Source organism: Zoogloea sp. (genome assembly GCF_028689785.1).
In the GTDB taxonomy this organism is placed as follows: domain Bacteria; phylum Pseudomonadota; class Gammaproteobacteria; order Burkholderiales; family Rhodocyclaceae; genus Zoogloea.
Genome location: NZ_JAQVCN010000006.1, coordinates 138714 through 152110, shown reverse-complemented (window position 1 = coordinate 152110; position 13397 = coordinate 138714). Strand labels below are relative to the sequence as shown.

Annotated in this window: 18 protein-coding genes; 14 read left to right on the top strand and 4 right to left on the bottom strand. The window is 58.6% G+C overall.

Annotated features, from left to right (window positions below; translation table 11 throughout):
• Positions 1 to 201: 201 nt before the first annotated feature.
• The gene (locus PHI64_RS05335; RefSeq protein WP_299879719.1) at positions 202 to 552 is read right to left on the bottom strand and encodes a hypothetical protein; all 351 of its coding nucleotides are present in this window, start codon (positions 550 to 552) and stop codon (positions 202 to 204) included.
• A gap of 237 nt (positions 553 to 789) precedes the next feature.
• Here PHI64_RS05335 and PHI64_RS05330 point away from each other — a divergent pair, with 237 nt between their 5' ends.
• The gene (locus tag PHI64_RS05330) at positions 790 to 2310 is read left to right on the top strand and encodes a transposase (RefSeq protein ID WP_299879716.1); all 1521 of its coding nucleotides are present in this window, start codon (positions 790 to 792) and stop codon (positions 2308 to 2310) included.
• A gap of 591 nt (positions 2311 to 2901) precedes the next feature.
• A complete protein-coding gene (locus tag PHI64_RS05325) occupies positions 2902 to 3606 on the top strand; it encodes a tetratricopeptide repeat protein (protein ID WP_299879713.1) in 705 nt (234 codons plus the stop codon).
• A 221-nt stretch (positions 3607 to 3827) separates the two neighbouring features.
• Here the strand turns inward: PHI64_RS05325 and PHI64_RS05320 are convergent, their stop codons facing one another.
• Positions 3828 to 3950 (bottom strand): hypothetical protein, encoded by a 123-nt coding sequence (locus PHI64_RS05320; protein ID WP_299879710.1) that lies wholly within the window; start codon positions 3948 to 3950, stop codon positions 3828 to 3830.
• Positions 3951 to 4088: 138 nt separating this feature from the next.
• On the opposite strand from PHI64_RS05320, the gene PHI64_RS23555 reads away from it, so the two are divergent.
• The 12 genes from PHI64_RS23555 to PHI64_RS05260 all read left to right on the top strand — a co-directional run bounded on the left by PHI64_RS23555 (position 4089) and on the right by PHI64_RS05260 (position 11224).
• The gene (locus PHI64_RS23555; RefSeq protein ID WP_366945136.1) at positions 4089 to 4631 is read left to right on the top strand and encodes a DUF2199 domain-containing protein; all 543 of its coding nucleotides are present in this window, start codon (positions 4089 to 4091) and stop codon (positions 4629 to 4631) included.
• Between the two features lie 40 nt (positions 4632 to 4671).
• Positions 4672 to 5043, top strand: coding sequence for a hypothetical protein (locus PHI64_RS05310; RefSeq protein ID WP_299879704.1), 372 nt, complete (start codon positions 4672 to 4674; stop codon positions 5041 to 5043).
• 168 nt (positions 5044 to 5211) lie between these two features.
• Entirely contained in the window at positions 5212 to 5532 is a 321-nt protein-coding gene (locus PHI64_RS05305) for a DUF6228 family protein (protein ID WP_299879701.1), read from the top strand.
• A gap of 448 nt (positions 5533 to 5980) precedes the next feature.
• A complete protein-coding gene (locus tag PHI64_RS05300) occupies positions 5981 to 6430 on the top strand; it encodes a hypothetical protein (protein WP_299879698.1) in 450 nt (149 codons plus the stop codon).
• A gap of 603 nt (positions 6431 to 7033) precedes the next feature.
• The gene (locus PHI64_RS05295) at positions 7034 to 7444 is read left to right on the top strand and encodes a hypothetical protein (protein ID WP_299879695.1); all 411 of its coding nucleotides are present in this window, start codon (positions 7034 to 7036) and stop codon (positions 7442 to 7444) included.
• Positions 7445 to 7876: 432 nt separating this feature from the next.
• The gene (locus tag PHI64_RS05290) at positions 7877 to 8377 is read left to right on the top strand and encodes a hypothetical protein (protein WP_299879692.1); all 501 of its coding nucleotides are present in this window, start codon (positions 7877 to 7879) and stop codon (positions 8375 to 8377) included.
• A 130-nt stretch (positions 8378 to 8507) separates the two neighbouring features.
• Positions 8508 to 9041: a DinB family protein gene (locus PHI64_RS05285; protein WP_299879689.1), complete on the top strand. Its 534-nt coding sequence runs from the start codon at positions 8508 to 8510 to the stop codon at positions 9039 to 9041.
• Positions 9042 to 9052: 11 nt separating this feature from the next.
• Positions 9053 to 9439 (top strand): VOC family protein, encoded by a 387-nt coding sequence (locus PHI64_RS05280; RefSeq protein WP_299879686.1) that lies wholly within the window; start codon positions 9053 to 9055, stop codon positions 9437 to 9439.
• Positions 9440 to 9514: 75 nt separating this feature from the next.
• Positions 9515 to 9829 carry an antibiotic biosynthesis monooxygenase gene (locus PHI64_RS05275; RefSeq protein WP_299879683.1) on the top strand — a complete coding sequence of 105 codons (315 nt, stop codon included), beginning with the start codon at positions 9515 to 9517 and terminating at the stop codon, positions 9827 to 9829.
• A gap of 60 nt (positions 9830 to 9889) precedes the next feature.
• On the top strand, positions 9890 to 10249 hold the full coding sequence (locus PHI64_RS05270) for a VOC family protein (RefSeq protein ID WP_299879680.1): 360 nt from the start codon (positions 9890 to 9892) through the stop codon (positions 10247 to 10249).
• 50 nt (positions 10250 to 10299) lie between these two features.
• Positions 10300 to 10797 (top strand): metal-dependent hydrolase, encoded by a 498-nt coding sequence (locus tag PHI64_RS05265; protein WP_299879677.1) that lies wholly within the window; start codon positions 10300 to 10302, stop codon positions 10795 to 10797.
• Between the two features lie 163 nt (positions 10798 to 10960).
• A complete protein-coding gene (locus PHI64_RS05260) occupies positions 10961 to 11224 on the top strand; it encodes a hypothetical protein (protein ID WP_299879674.1) in 264 nt (87 codons plus the stop codon).
• Positions 11225 to 11402: 178 nt separating this feature from the next.
• On the opposite strand, the gene aldA is transcribed toward PHI64_RS05260, so the two are convergent.
• Both aldA and PHI64_RS05250 read right to left on the bottom strand, forming a co-directional pair.
• Positions 11403 to 12842, bottom strand: coding sequence for an aldehyde dehydrogenase (gene aldA / locus PHI64_RS05255; protein WP_299879671.1), 1440 nt, complete (start codon positions 12840 to 12842; stop codon positions 11403 to 11405).
• A gap of 32 nt (positions 12843 to 12874) precedes the next feature.
• Positions 12875 to 13342, bottom strand: coding sequence for a DUF1097 domain-containing protein (locus PHI64_RS05250; protein ID WP_299879669.1), 468 nt, complete (start codon positions 13340 to 13342; stop codon positions 12875 to 12877).
• Between the last annotated feature and the right edge of the window lie 55 nt (positions 13343 to 13397).

Genomic DNA, 13397 nt, shown 5'->3' with positions numbered 1-13397 from the left:
CTGTGTTCATGCTGGCCTATCCTCACGATGTTGTGCAGAATCACCCCTCATGAGCGAGGGCGTGAGATCACACAGTAAATCGTGCGCGGGCGGAGAGGGCTTTCTCCGCGGAGCGGCTTCGTCCAACCCATCATTCCACCGGACCTGCGCGAAAAGCCGCGCAGGCCGGTGAATTCAAACGTTGGGCGGCAAATTGAACCATCAATCACGAACGATCTTCGAAATCATCGCCTGTGACATGCCAAAAGTTTTGGCCAAGGCACTCTGTCTTTCACCTTTTGAATATTTCGCCCGAATAAGCGCGTCACGCTCATCTTTTTGCATTGCTAGTGGATCAAACTCTGTCATAGCCTTAAAGCCACCACTACCTACATGCATCGTAGCTGTCTGGGTCAGCCCTGATTTACGCTTAACGCTTGCCTCCAGAATCCCATTCCGCAGTACAAGCGTAAGCTCGTCAGAGGGCTTCACATTTTTTATGCCGAGGCGCTCGAACGCAGCGGGTAATGGATGTTTCGATTTATCGTCGTTAACAATGAGATCGTCACTCATAAGGGCGCCCTTGAAGGTTATTAAAGTAATTGAATTCTACAACCTATGTTTCTGGCGCGTCAAGCTGCCTAAAGCGCCCAACACGGCGCTCAACCTCGCTCCCTTCGGTCGCTGGACGCTGCGCGATAAAGCCGCGCAGCGCTGGTTAGCTCTACGTTGAGGCTGTAGAAAAACCTTCTCCCACCGCCCACCGAATGCCTTCGGTATAATTGGACATCCCATCTCCGGAACTCCCCAATGCCCCGCTTCAAGACCCCCGATTACGGTTTGAAGATGATTCCGGTGGATTTCCAGCGCCAGGTTCTGCCCGGTTCCTTCGAGTTCGCCCTGTGCCATCTGGTCGATAAGGAACTCGATCTCTCCGCCCTGCGTTCGCGCTTTCGTAACGATGCAGGGGGTGCCCCCGCCTTCGATCCGGCCGTGCTCCTCAAGATCGTCCTGCTCGCCTATTCGCGGGGTCTCGTCAGTTCCCGCAGCATTGAGGCGGCCTGTCGACACAACGTCCTCTTCATGGCCGTCTCAGGCGACTCGTGCCCGCACTTCACCGCGCTGGCCGCCTTCGTTTCGGAACTCGGTGACGAGGTGGCCCGGCTCTTCGCCCAGGTGCTGGTGGTGTGTGACCGCCAGAAGCTGATCGGGCGGGCGCTCTTCGCCATCGACGGCATCAAGCTGCCCTCGAACGCTTCCAAGGAAAAGAGCGGTACGCGGGCCGACTTCGAGCGGCAGGCGGCGAAGATGGAAGCCGCCGTCAAGGCCATGATGGAGCGCCAGGTGGCCGCCGATGCCCTCCCGACCGAAGCGGACGAAGCGCGTGCCACCCACACGCGGGAGCGCCTCAGTCGCGAAGCCGCCCAGATCCGCCAGTGGCTGGCCGAGCACCCGGCAGATCGCCAGGGCAGCAAGGGCAGCACCCGGCTCAGCAACCGAACCGATAACGAGTCGGCCAAGATGGCCGCCGGCAAGGGCGTGATCCAGGGCTACACCGGCGTCGCCGCCGTGGATGACCAGGCCCAGATCATCCTCGACGCCCAGGCCCATGGCACCGGCTCGGAGCAAGAACTGTTGCTCCCCGTGGTCGAGGCCACCGCCGTCTGGCGCAAGACAGAAACGGTGCTCTGCGCCGATGCCGGCTACCACTCGGAAGCGAACCTGGCGAAACTTGCCGAAAGTCAGGTCGATGCCTATATCTGCGACAACGGCTATCGCCACCGCGACCCCCGCTACGCCGAGCAGGCCAAACACAAAGCCAAGCCCGACCCCCTGTGGGACAAGAGCCCCAAGGATAAGAAGGCTGCCCGCTTCACCCCGGCCGACTTCCAACTGGCCGAGGACCGCAGTCATTGCATTTGCCCGGCCGGCAAACGCCTCTACGGCAACGGCAAGGACTGCACTCTCAACGGCTACGCCGCGATGAAATTCCGCGGGGCCGAGCGGGACTGCATGCCCTGCCCGCTGCGCCAGCAGTGCCTGCGCAAACCCGACACCACCAAGGCCCGGCAAGTCGCCTTCTTCCAGGGCAAGCGCGCAGGCCAGCAAAGCCATACCGATCAGATGAAAGCAAAGATCGACTCGGCCGCCGGCAAGCACATGATTGCGGCCCGCTTTGCGACGGTGGAACCGGTGTTCGGCAACCTGCGCCACAACAAACGGCTCACCCCCTTCACCCTGCGGGGCCGGGCGAAGGTGGATGGGCAGTGGAAGCTCTATTGCATGATGCACAACATCGAGAAGCTGGCGCACCATGGCTATGGGGAATGAAGCGGAGAGAGGCGCCAGGAATGCCCTTGAAAGCGTGAATGCGGCGAGAAGGAACGGCGAGATGAACGGATCGGGCTGAAAGAGGCGGGATGATGAAATATGAATTCAAGCCGACACCGGCCGGACGAAACCTATTCCCCCGAAATGGGGTTTTTCTACAGCGTAGTTAGATCTATGCGATCGCTTCCTGGCTATTTGTTCGAAATATGGCTGTGCCCCGATTATCAGGGCCAACTACTTCCCGCATGCCTCGATTTTGGCCCAGCAGGTGATCCAGCACGCGAGCTGCTTGAGTCAGGTAGCATATGTTTTCTAGTTTTTTGGGCTAATTCGCGCCTTGAAGCGATGCAGTACTATTACTCAGTAGTTGAATATGGAATTTTCTCATCTGACGACGAACGAGACTTTGAGCCCTTCCCCGATACTTGGTTTGCAGTACAGCAGGCTTACGTCGATGCGCTCTAACCTTTCTCAAGTTCGCGTCCTTTCGGGCGCTGGGGCAAGTCCTCGGTGCGCCCTTGGCTTCACGTTCGACAAGCTCTGATTCCTCCTATGCGAAGTGACCCTATTTCAAGCGCAACGTCGTCGATCTTGATGCCGTTACTGACGTCATTCGGTTTTTATCGATTCACAAACCGCATTTTTGCCAAGGTTGTGGAAGACGTGCTTCAGGTAGTCATGGTCGACCTTTCGAGGCGCGGCAACCGATGGTTTGGCATCGAATATGCCTCCTTATGCTTGTTTCGTCCTCGAGATACTCTGCCTTTGCGGCCCGGAGGCAGGCTGTTTCGAAACACACCTCCGAGTACATTCTGGCAACAGATTTTTTGGATTAAGGGGCGGCAGACCGGGTTTCCGGGCGCATGTATTCAGGAAGCGAGCGCTTCGATGACCGTGCTGGTCGAGATCTTTCAGACTCAGGCACTACCGTTCTTCTCAAAAACTGGATCAGTCAGCGGGCTCTGCCTCCAGTTAGAGAAGGAACAATGGGGCTCAGAGCACCACCTGAATTTCGAAATAGGGTGCTGCCTGGCAAAACTTCATCGCCTATCAGAAGCAGAGCGTTGCTTAAGGAAAGCAGCGAAGCTATATGAGCAGGATGGTCGCGAGTGGTGCGAGATTGAGGTCGGGCGCATCAGATCACTACTAACTGCGATAGAGACTGGCAAAACAGATGAACTTCTTGATCAATGGATTGAGCATTCCGTTACCGAACTTGGGTTGCGCAGCCTGCTCGTTGCCCAACAATTGGCTCCAGTCATCGATCCGGCCCTGAGGGGCTGTGGTCGAGTTTGATCGCTGGGCATCATGAAATTACTCTCTCTGAAGCATCCTCCCAAGGTTCAGTCCTTTTGGCGCGCCGTCTTGGTCGGATTGGTGGCACAACCGCTATCCGTGGTTCTATTGAGCATGGTGTATTGGGCTCTTCGTCCCTTTGTTTGGGCTGCAATCTATTCCGAGCCCTATCGCTCCCAGCCGGGACCGTATCCGCCTGACAGTGGTGAGTGGCTCTTTGTTCAGAGCTTTGGGTTCTGTGCATCGGTAATCGCTGGAGCACTTGCCGCCCACTGGTCGCCACAGAGGTCGGCGTTGCCCATCGTCTTTCTTGTGGCTCTTTCTGTTGGAGCGTTGTTCTTCATGCAATTTCCTTTAGATGCGTCGTTCTTCCGTAACGCTCTCTATGCGCTTCACACGCCGCTAGGTTTTGTGTGCGGCGCAGTCTTCCTCTGGCGCCTAAGGCCGCGGCAAGCCGTCGACCTTCTTCGTTGAGCATCACGATGAGCGGCTATCTCTGCACGACCTGCGGCAAACAGCACGAAGAGCTCCCAATGTGCTTTGGCCCGAGAGCTCCAGACCTTTGGTACTCAATACCAGAAGCAGAGCGAGAAGAGCGAGGCGAGCTTTCATCGGATCAGTGCGTGATAGATGGCAAGTACTTCTTTGTCCTTGGTCGCATTCTCATCCCCGTAGTCGACGGGCCCGGCCCCTTCATCTGGTTGGCCTGGGTCTCGTTGAGCGAAGCGAACGTCCTTCGCACGTGTGAGCTTTGGGAAAGTGAGGGCAGGGAAACTGAGCCGCCATACTTTGGCTGGTTGCAGAACGCGCTGCCCTATGAACCAACAACGCTGAATCTCAAGATACAGCTTCAAACTATGCCGCTTGGTGAGCGCCCAAATATTGTGCTTGAGAAAACCACTCATCCTCTTTCCGTAGAGCAACGCCTTGGCATAAAAATGGCTCGCGTCCAGAAAATTGCAGAGGCAGCACTACATGGGGAGGTTGACGCTCAACCCTTCCATCGAGAGGACGTGTCCGGGTAGGCCGAGTCACGACTCCCCCAGGTTAAACACTAGGTACGGCATGAAACTACACCCATCGGAGATTGCATTTCTGCTTGATCTCGCAGCAGCAAAGGCTTCCTGGACAGCCGCAGCGGCTGAGGGCATTGCGAACCCAAGCGCTGTGTGGATTGAAAACGCCAATGCATGGTTACAACTGGCTGACGGCTTGAAGCAGACGGGAACAACAGACGCCTTCTTGGAGGTAGCCTCTGAGCTGATGTCTGGTTTACTTCATTCCGTATTGGTCACCCTGGATGGCGGAACGTCACTCGCGGAAACCGCACTCATATCTTTGCGAGATGAAAACGGGCACGAGTTCAAACGTTTTCTGCACGAGTACTGGCCCGAATACGCAGGGATAGATTTTTGTCAAGATGAGTCCGGCCTATGAGCTGCCGGCCGGTGATGTCTATCCCATCCATCGTTAGCACGTCGTCCGGTAAGCGAGGCGCCGCCTCTTGTTTCAAACCTTAGAGAGCTCAGCGTATGGCCGATCTGGAACTTAAGTCACCAAGAGATGGCTCTGTATTGGCGATCACCCTTGTCCGGAAAAGCAGGGATGGCGAAGCAGACTTTGATGTGGCTGCAAAAAACCCCGTGGTTTGCATGCATTGCTTCTGCATCAACCTATTTTGTCGGCTCACCAAGCACGATTTTTCGTGAAATGGCGTCTGAATGGCAGGGATGGAAAGGCCTGAAGGAATGGAAGGATCTTGATGCAAGGGTCACGTTCGCGGCTCAGTCGGATTCAACTGGGCACATAGATCTAATCGTCGAGCTTGCAGGTCAAGACTACGACAGCCATCTTCGTGTGGTGCTTCAATACGAGGCCGGGCAATTAGAAAGCATGGCCAATGAAATTCTTCAGTTGTTAGGGTAAGGATTGCCCTCTGAAAACCCGCTGAACTGGGCTGTGCGGTAATAGCCGCTGCCTGCTAAGTAGCGCTAGTCAATTATGCGTGATGATCTTCCTGCTGACATAGACCTTTCGCCAATGCATGGGCAGGAAGTGCTTTCCTTTGTAGTTGGAGCGCACCACGTGGGGTTGGTGTTCAATGACACCAGACTGAGCGTAGAGGCTGGATTTGTAATCCAGGCGCCGAATGCCTCACCGAGCACCTTTGGTAAGAATGAGATGCAGGCGGGTAGTTGTCAACGCACAGTGGTCCGCATGCAAAGGATTGCTCCTCACGTTCTCAAACAAAGCTAAACTCCTCGCGTGTGTTGAGCATAGTGGCTATGAATCCTTTTCCATCCCGCATGATTCTGGCGTTATCGTAGTCTAATGAGGGGTGTAGTTTCCCCCTTTTAATGATTGGAGGTCTGGTATGGTGATTTCGTTGTTTAGACTCGGGGGCTGTTGTGCTTTCTTGCTTGCGGCTGCGTCCCCCCAAGGATGCGAGGCTGCATTGCAGAATTGGTTTCTGAGCGAGAAAGTGGTTAATGAGTTTCAGGTTAAGGCATTGGATGGTGATGCTGAGGCGGGGATTTCTTTGTCTAGGCACTATGCCTATGTCAATGACTATCGTGGGGCTATCTTGTGGGGAATGATCGCTATAGAAAATGGCAGCGTGGATGCGTATTATTCTCTTGGCTATTTTCTAAGTACCAGTCCAGATCCCAAACATCAGCGTCGAGCAAAATACTTGTTTAAAAGGTGTATTGAGCTTTGCGACAAAAAAACTGCAGGGATGGCAAAGGATTTTATAAGGGATTTGGATAATCCAAAGAGGAACTGGCCGCCAACGTTGGAAGCTACTTTTTTTCCAAAGTGGTAGTGGAGATTTTCTGGTTTATCATCAGCCAGTCGAGTCAGTTTGATGCCTTCTTTTTGTTGGGGGCTTCGTGTAATCGGAGAGTGGTGACTGTGGTTGCAAGTGAAACAATCCCGGCGCATTTCAAGAAGTTTTCATTATTTCGAGCTGAGGAAGCACTGATTTAATCCAAATCCGGCTTTCCCCGTGTTGAAAAATCAACAAGTTGCAAACAACCAGTTCGACAAAAGCCGATTTAATCAGCGTCTCCCTAGCGTCAGAACGAAGGGTGGTCATGGGCCTTATTGGCTTTGGGACGGTGAGCGGAAGTGGTTGATCGGCAACCTGCAGCCCGGGATGGAACACCTGCCGGTCCGTGGAGTCTTGAATGACGCGTTACTCATCGAGCGCATTCTTCAGGGGTGGCGAAATGAGTTTGATGTCTGAGCCTCCGAGCGCCCATCCAGATTTTCCTTGAGGGAAGATGGTTTCATTCGCGCGGTAGCTATTCATGCTGTTGCGTATGCGCAAGCGCTTGAGTACACGATCGTGGGTCTTCAGAAAAACATAAAGTACTCGTACCAGCTTGGTGTTGGGTGTAAGTGAATAAGATTTTGGGGGTGAGATATGAGCGGTTTTACGAGCTTCTCATTGCTATGTCAGGGCAGTTGGGGGCGGGTGTCTTGGCGCCGCCAGTGCGGTGCAGTTTTTATGTTGCTCTTTCTTTTTTCGGGCTATTTGCATGCCAGAGATGAGGAAGATATTTTTTCTGGATACTATGCCTATGGCTTTGAGGAGAGCAGGTTTTCACCTGTTGGTAGCAAGGAGCGCTGGTGGCTGGATAAACTCCCCACTTGTGTTGAACAGGCTGAGAAGGCCAGCGGAGGGACGCCGATTCTGTTTGTTGAGGTCGTCGGAAAGCTGAGCTCTGTAGGGAAATTTGGACATCTTGGAAAGTATCCTCGTGAGCTGGTTGTAAAGCAGTATTTGTCTTGCAGAAAGCTAAGCCCGGGAGAGCGTTCGGGTCTTTATGATTGATCTCGGGGAGATTGATGGGTTGTGGGTGCGTTGGTTGCAGTAGCCAGGTCCATTCGTTTGGTCGCTCGATTGCTCGGGATGGCTGCATGCGCTTTCTCAGTATCTGGATGCTATTTTGCGAACGGTATTGACGTGGTGCCTCAAGCTTTTGTTCGGAGAAATTCCGACCTTTCGGCAGGTGAGGTGGAGTTCTATCGTTGCGGGCAGCGAATAATCAACGTAAAGGGTGCCGTGAGGGTTTCCAGTAATACGCTTGTGCTTGATTTGGAGTACCACGGCCTGAGAGATCAAGAGGGGCTGAAGGGCTGAAGTAGTTGTTTTTTTGAATGCGGCGGCGCAATCGTCGCCATGCCTCACGCCTGAATGACGTTTCGTTGGCTTGTTTCGTCTGTTTCATTGATGTAGGTTGCCGTCCAACTCGAGAGTCACCCCATGTCCATCAGAACTCATTTTCGAGTCGTAGCTTCAGTATGGTTGCTGGTCGTTGCCGTTTGGATTGCGTTGCCGGGCCGCAATACCTATGGAAACCCGTGGATGGAGGAACTGGTCGATTCCTGTACGACCACGGACGGAACAAGGGTACGTCTGTACCTTGGCAGCGGCTTCTTGACGGCGTTTTGGTACTCCGTAACGACTGAAGCCGGCTTCCTTTCCCTCGAAAGGCAGATCCTGTATGTCTACGGCGGCCCTGAATTGCACACGCTGGCCTGTGCCGACAGGCAGCTCCGGATCACAGCGGAAACAGGCCCGATTGTCATCCCGGAGTCCGAACTGCTTGCGCTCCGGAAGAGTCCACGCAATTACTCGAATGCGGAGTCTGGTGCATGGAGCATGATTGGCTATGCAACCTCGGCGCTCCTTGCCGCGATGGCTTTTGCTGTCGCGCCTCCGATTCGACGATTACGCGGCATTGGGGGAAATGAGTGTTTGTGACCAGCAATGTGTGAATCATCAAACAGCGTCCTTGAATCCTTTCGGGTCAAGCGACTGCAATGCCGATCCAGGCTGTGCTTAACTTCTCACCCGCCGGCCCGTCCTGCATCCACCCACCCGAGGCACCCCAATGACCCCACAAACTGCTTCCCTCATGGCCGAATACAACCGCTGGATGAATGACCGCCTGTATGCCGCGGCGGCGACTCTCGACCCGGCGGCGCTGACGGCGGACAAGGGGGCGTTCTTTGGTTCCATCCTGGGCACGCTCAATCACATCGCAGTGGCCGATACGATCTGGCTGCATCGCTTTGCGCAGCATGAGGCGGCATTTCCGGCGCTGGGCGCGCTGTCCGGGTTTCCCCGGCCGTCGTCCCTCACCCAGCCCCTCGCGCCGGATCTGGCGGGGCTGGGCCATTACCGGCGGGGGCTGGATGCGCTGATCGAGCGTTGGGTTGCGGAGCTGACGGCCGAGCAGCTCGCGGCCGATCTGGCCTACAGCAATATGGCGGGCGTCCATTCGAGCCGGTGTTTCGGGGCCTTGCTGCAGCACTTCTTCAACCACCAGACGCACCACCGCGGTCAGGTCACGACGCTGTTGTGTCAGGCTGGTGTGGAGGTGGGTGTCACCGATCTATTGGCGGTCATTCCGACCGCAGCATAAGGACTCTTCCCATGCCAGGCCCCGCCCGTGCCGGACTTTTCATCTACGCCCTCGATCCCGAGCGCGTTGCCGACTTCTATTGCGCCGTGGCCGGCATGGCCCGCCTGCATGCCACCCCGGAGCTGATCGTGCTCGAATCCAGCGACATCCAGTTGCTGGTGCACCGGATTCCGCCGCCCTTCGCCGAGGGTATCGTCATCACCTCACCGCCCCAGCGGCGTGAGGACACGGCGCTGAAGTTCTTCTTCAGCGTGCCCAGCCTGGCGGCGGCCCGGCTTGCGGCCCGGGGGTTGGGGGGTGACGTGTTTGCCGAGAACTGGCAGGGGCCCGGTTTTACCGTGTGCAACGGGATGGACCCGGAGGGGAACGTGTTTCAGATGCGGGAGTTCTCCGCCTGATCGGCGGCTTGATGCCGACTTGCGCCATTCCCTGCTTCTGGCAATCGAGGTTTTACTGTTCAAGGATCGCTGCCTATGACTTCTCCTGCGCATACCCCAAAGCCGCCTTACTACGCGGTCATTTTTACCTCCGTCCGTACTGATGGCGACAATGGCTATGCGCAGATGGCCGAGGAGATGCTGGCACTTGCCGCCGTGCAGCCGGGCTTTCTGGGGTTCGAGAGCGCGCGGAATGAGATCGGCATTTCGGTTTCGTATTGGGCCAGCGAGGAGGCCATTGCGGCGTGGAAGGCGAACGCCGCACATGGTCAGGCCCAGGGGCGGGCGAAGGACTGGTACGCGCACTTCCGGGTGCGGGTATGTCGCGTGGAGCGCGAGTATGGCTATTGAGATGTGGAACGGCGAAGTGCAGCCACCGGCCCCTCGCACCTGGGTTTGGCGGAGAGCCTTGTGACGCAACAAACCGTGATTCCCCAGCTCAGAATGACCAACGCGGAACGCAGCCTGGCGTTTTACGTGCAGGGTCTCGGGTTCCAGGTGGATTGGACGCACCAGTTCGAAGCGGGCTACCCCTTGTTTGTTCAGCTGACGCGTGCCGGGCAGACCCTGTTTCTCACGGAGCACAGCGGAGATTGCCAGGTGGGCGGTGCAGTTTATTTCCGTGTGCCGGATGCCAGGGCGTGTTGTGCCGAGTTCACCGGGAATGGTGTGGTGAGCATGGGTGGGGTGGTCGATACGCCCTGGGGAACGCGCGAACTCCTGGTCACCGACCCCGATGGAAATCGCCTGCGTTTTGCCAGTGATGTTTGAGGAAATGGGGCAGGCCACCGTCTCTGCCACGCCAATGCCAGGAAGCACACATGCCATTCACACCTTTCCACATGGGCCCCGGCCTGCTGATCAAGGCAGTGATGCAGGGGGCGTTTTCCTTGATGGTCTTCGGCTGGGCACAGATCGTGATGGACATTCAGCCGCTAGTGGTGATCCTGAGCGGTGAGGGGCATCTGCATGGTTTCACGCACACCTGGATCGGGGCGTCCTTGCTGGGGGTGGCGTCGGCCCTGAGTGGAAAGTACCTGTCGGAGTTGGGCTTGCGCCTGATCGGGTGCCGGCGCTTTGTGCCCATCCGCTGGCCGGTGGCGCTGGTGTCGGCTTTCATCGGCACCTTCAGTCATGTGCTGCTGGACGGCATCATGCATGCCGACGTGGAGCCCTTCTGGCCACTGACCCGGGCGAATGGCCTGCTCGGGCTGATGTCGGTGCAGGCCATGCACTGGTTCTGCCTGGGGAGCGGGGTGGCGGGTGCGCTGCTGGCGGTGTTCGTGGGGACGAGAAGGCCGGGGGCGCATCGCTGCTGAGCCCATGGGCCTTGAATCACCGGCAGGCCTTTGATTGGCGTTCGCGGTCGAGTGAATTCGACCCCAGGGGGGCTGGCGCCGGCACTTGTTCATGTGCATTTCCGGCTCTTCTGGCGGGCTGACTGGCATCATCTGCCCATCTGACAAAAGCAGTGTGGCTCCCGTGTTCGATTTTCTCGGCAATTTCTTTCTGGCGCTGGCCCTGGTGGCGCTGTTCCGCTTTCTCTGGATGCTCGGCGGCATGCTGATCCGGACCGGGGATGCGGGGAACGCGATTTTTGCGGTTGTGCTGCCGCTGCTCATGCTTTACCTGCTCGGGCTGACCCTGCTGCCCATGGAGCACTGGGAGGGCTTTGTGGCGGGGGGCGCGCTGGGGGGGGGCGTGGTGTATCTGTTCCACCGCCGGAAGCGGCCCTCGTCGGTCTGAGCTGTGTGGGAGTTGGGGCGCGGGTGGCGGAATAGGAAAAAAAGGGGGGTGGCCGGGCACGAGGGAGGAATGCCCGGCCACCCGGCGGCGATGCCGGGAGGACGGCAGCCGCAAGACGACACGGAGAACAATCGATGATCGAGCGTTGGCGCAGGGGGTGAGCCCCGCGCCCGGACACTCAGCCGTGCTGCATATACACCACGTGGGTTTCGGTGTATTCGTAGAGGCCGTGCTTGCCGTCGGCGCCGCCGATGCCCGACTTGCGGCGGCCGGCGTGGAAGCCCTGCATGGCCTCGAAGTGCTCCCGGTTCACATACGTTTCGCCAAAGCGCAGCTCGCGGCAGGCCTTCATGGCGGCGTTGATGTCCCGGGTGAAGATGGATGAGGTGAGCCCGTAGTCGGAGTCGTTCGACAGGGCGATGGCCTCGTCCAGGCCGTCCACCACCTGGATGGGCAGCACCGGCCCGAAGATCTCCTTGCGCATGATCTCCATGTCGGCATTGCAGCCGGTGATCAGCGTGGGCTCGTAGTGGTAGCCGCTCGGGCGGTCGGCCTTGCGGCCGCCGAGGATCACCTCGCCGCCCTGCTCGCGGGCGCGGTTCACCATGGCGGCCACCTTGTCGAGGCCGATCTGGTTCACCAGCGGGCCCATGTGCAGGTCGGCTTCGGCCATCGGGTCGCCGTAGCGGGTGGCGGCCATCAGGGCGCGCACTTTCGCCGTGAATTCATCGGCCACGGCCCGCTCCACGTACACCCGTTCGGCGCAGTTGCACACCTGCCCGGTGTTGATGACGCGGGAGTCCACCACGGCTTTGGCGGCCAGGTCCAGGTCGGCACTGGCCAGCACGATGGCCGGGGCTTTGCCGCCCAGCTCCAGGTTGACGCGGGTCAGGTTGCGCCCGGCCGCCTGCATGATGGTGGAACCGGTCTGCACGCTGCCGGTAAAGCTGATGAGGCCCACGTCCGGGTGGCTGCACAGGCTGGCACCCACGTCGGCGCCGCGCCCGCCCACCAGGTTGAAGACGCCGGCCGGCAGGTCGGTTTCGGCCACCAGGCGGGCAAACTCGAAGGCGTTGATGGGCGTCTCCTCGCTCGGCTTGACCACGATGGTGTTGCCGGTGATGAGGGCTGGGGCCATCTTGCGGGCGATCAGGAAGAAGGGGAAGTTCCAGGGCAGGATGCCCACGGTGACACCGATGGGCTTGCGCTGCAGGAAGATGGTCTCGCCCGGGCGGTCGCTCTGCAGCACCTCGCCTTCGATGCGGCGGGCCCACTCGGCCATGTAGTCCATGTAGTCGGCGGTGAAGTCCACCTCGACCCGGGCCAGGCCGAGGATCTTGCCTTGCTCGCGGGTGATGATCTCGGCCAGGCGCTCCTTGTGCTGGCGCAGCTTGCCGGCAATGGCCCGCAGGTGGGCGGCGCGCTGGATGGCCGGGGTGCGCTCCCAGGCGGGCTGGGCCCGGCGGGCGGCGGCGATGGCCTCTTCCACTTCGCCCGGGGTGGCGGTGGGGATGCGTGCCAGCAGGGCATGGGTGGCGGGGTTATGCACGTCGATGGCCGTGCCCGGGTCGGCCGGGGTGAAGCGGCCGTCGATGAAGTTCTGGTACAGGGTGCTCATGGTCTTTCTCCGTTTTGGGGTGGGGCAGGGGGTCAGGCGGGGCGGGCGAGCTTTTTGCCAACGGTTTCGGATACGTAGCCGAAGGCCAGGCCGGCTACCCAGGTAAGGGCGACGAGGGCGATGCTGAGGTCGATCTTTCCGCCGGAGCCGAAGAAGGACGCCGCGCCCAGGAAGGCCGCCGGGGTGTAGGACAGGGCGCCGATGTCGGCCATGGCCACCAGCACGAAGGCCAGCACCGCAACCAGGGCGATGAGGGTGACGAGGCTGCCCCCCAGGGCCTGCACGGCGGCCAGGGTCAGGGCGGTGAGCAGGATGCCGGCGATGCCGGCGGGCAGGGCCTTGCCGATGCCTTCATTGCCACCGCCGGCGGCAAAGAAGGCGGCCCAGGCGACAAAGCCTATCCACGGGTTGAAGCCCAGGTCGGGGTTGCCGACGCTGAGATAGACCCAGGCGGCGACGAGGATGGCGATGCTGAAGGCGAGGGCATGCAGGATCTTCATGAGGACACTCCTTGGGCAGGTTCGAAGGGCTGGCCACCTCGGGCGGCCGGCCGGG